This window comes from Lysinibacillus sp. (assembly GCF_032093475.1).
Taxonomy (GTDB): domain Bacteria; phylum Bacillota; class Bacilli; order Bacillales_A; family Planococcaceae; genus Lysinibacillus; species Lysinibacillus irui.
The window spans coordinates 1-2,651 of record NZ_DAMDAY010000215.1 but is presented as its reverse complement, the minus strand read 5'-3'; the positions used below and the strand labels follow the sequence as shown (position 1 = coordinate 2,651).

The window sequence follows — 2,651 nt, the reverse complement described above, 5'->3', positions numbered from 1 at the left end:
CACGTATCCTTCGCACCACCACCCTGTGATGAATTCACAACGAGTGAGCCTTCTTCAAGTGCCACTCGTGATAAACCACCAGGTAAAACATAACAATCCTCGCCCTTCATGACATACACACGCAAATCGACATGGCAAGGGTAGAATCGTCCATTTTGAAAGGCAGGTGCTCTGGATAGTTTAATCGTTGGTTGGGCAATGTATTGCAGTGGGTTCTTGCAGATTTTTTGCTTAAACAAAGCGATTTCTTCCTCACTTGCATGGGGACCAATTAGCATATCATAGCCCCCAGAGGCACTGACATTCTTAATGACTAGCTCCTGCATATGCTTAAGCACCCATTCACGCTGCTTGTCATCCCCTAGGTGATAGGTTTTCACATTCGGTAAAATCGGTTCTTCCTGTAAATAATAACGAATCATATCAGGTACATAGGCATACATCGCTTTATCATCGGCCACACCGTTTCCAACGGCATTTAGAATAGCAACATGACCAGCTTGATAGGCCGCCATTAAATGAGGAACACCTAGTAAAGAATCCTCACGAAAGACAGCAGGATCTAAAAAGTCATCATCGATACGACGATAAATGATATCTACTTGCTGTAGACCATAGATAGTTTTCATATAAACTTTCAAATCCTGTACAACTAAATCGCGGCCCTCGACTAGCTTGATATTTAAATGCTGGGCTAGAAAAACATGATCGTAGTAGGCTGAATTATAAATGCCAGCTGTAAGGAGCACGGCTTTAGGCTCACGATCCGCTTGCATGGAGGGAGGTCGATGTGCCAGAAGGGCCTTTTTCATATAACACATCTGTTTATCCAATGGTAGAATAGTATGTTTTGAGAAAAACTCTGGATATACTTCCTTCATGACATCTCGATTTTCGAACACATAGGAAATGCCAGACGGATTGCGTAAATTATCCTCTAACACATGATAAAGACCTTTTTCATCTCGAATTAAATCGATACCTGCTAAAAATATATGATTCTTGATTGGCACTTGAAGTCCTGTCATCATTTGCGTGAAATAGGGATTATTTTCTACAAGCTGTCGAGGAATGAGCCCATCTCGTAGTATGTTTTGCTGACCATAGACATCTTGTAAAAATAAATTTAAAGCTTCTACACGCTGTTTGACACCTGCCTCAATATGAGTCCATTGTCTTTGAGGAATAATAATCGGGACACAATCAAAAGGCATCGTGCGCTCAGTTCCATCCTGTGTTCCATACACCGTAAAGGTAATCCCTTGTCTGAGAAAGCTTGCCTGTGCTTGTCGGTATTTTTCTTCCAGTTGCTCCTGTGAAAAAAGGGATAGCTTATGATGAAAAGAACGGTAATGAGGCTTTGGCTTATTGCCGTCAAACATTTCATCGAAAAAAAGACTAGAATCATATAATTTCTTCATCATATGGATCGCCTCCGAATTTAAGTAGTAGTGAAAACATGTTACACTGTGAATAAATACATAAAAAGGAGCTAACAATCATGACCATCATTAATTTAATGCAAGCTTATGAATTAGATAAACTTTCCAAATTAGATTTAACAGACGAGGAGATTTTACGTGCCTTACGAGCGGGGGATGTATCAGCTTGGCAAGAACAAGTACCAAACTATGAATTTAGTGAGACAATGGCTCTTTATAAAGAAGGGGAACAACAATTCTTAGATGCACTACATGGCCATTATCGAATTAAGTATGTAACATTGCCAGGCATCCAACGTTTATTGCATCTACGCTTTCAATTAGAAGAAGGGAAGGATTACCAATTATTAGAAACGGGTATCCAGCACTTAACGTGTGATGAGGAAACAGTCACAAAAATTCAACAAATGTTATCGACAAACTGGTCACTAACAAAACAATCAGATGGAGCATACTCAGTATTTGTAAAATAACCGATTTATCCAAAAAATACCATACACATTGTGAGACGAATCGACATGGGTGGTTACCCATCTACTGTTTTTTCAAATCGTCTCACAGCGCAAACCATTTTTGTGAAAAATCCTGATTTTTTGCGTACGCTCGAAAAAAACTCCTCTCAAAATTCAAAATCCTCCCATAGTCTTTTTTCTTTAACGCAATCCAGATAAAGTCTACTAGATTTTAATATTCATATCCCGTGAACTTTATGCCTAAAATGTAGCAACTGTCACAAATCATTTATAACGAAATCCTCTTTTGAATTGAAAGGGGATTTTTTATTGCACAAAAAAGAACATTTGTTCTATATACGCATAAAGAGCATTTTTTATGTAATAAAGTTCCCAAATTTATATTTGGGAACGTTTTTTATGGTAAAATAGAGCAAATAGAGGTGATTTTTGATGCAAAAAACGAAGCAACCAAAATTTATGAAGGATTTCCTTGTCTATTTAACAACCATCAAAGGAAAGTCACAGCGTACAAGAAAAGAATATGAATATGATTTGACTTTATTTTTCCGTTTTCATAAAGCAGTTCAAGAGGATTTGGGGATAGAGAATTTAGATGCTATAGATATTGCCACAATGACAATAGAAGAAATTCGTGCTATTACGTTAGAGGATCTTTATTACTTTATGGAGTACTGTGAAGTTCAACGAGGTAATTCTGCTGCGGCGAGAGCTCGAAAAGTCGCGACTTTAAAAT

3 protein-coding genes are annotated in these 2,651 nt (G+C 37.9%); 2 read left to right on the top strand and 1 reads right to left on the bottom strand.

The annotated features are described in order from the left end of the window. Window positions 1-1,421 (bottom strand): circularly permuted type 2 ATP-grasp protein (locus RT445_RS23515; RefSeq protein WP_313471747.1); only part of this gene is annotated, 1,421 nt, incomplete at its 3' end. An 80-nt stretch (window positions 1,422-1,501) separates the two neighbouring features. On the opposite strand from RT445_RS23515, the gene RT445_RS23510 reads away from it, so the two are divergent. Together RT445_RS23510 and RT445_RS23505 are read left to right on the top strand one after the other, a co-directional pair. Continuing rightward, complete coding sequence (locus tag RT445_RS23510) at window positions 1,502-1,915, top strand: hypothetical protein (protein ID WP_274797198.1); 414 nt, start codon at window positions 1,502-1,504, stop codon at window positions 1,913-1,915. 432 nt (window positions 1,916-2,347) lie between these two features. Beyond that, the coding region (locus RT445_RS23505; protein ID WP_313471746.1) for a site-specific integrase at window positions 2,348-2,651 on the top strand (304 nt) is incomplete at its 3' end.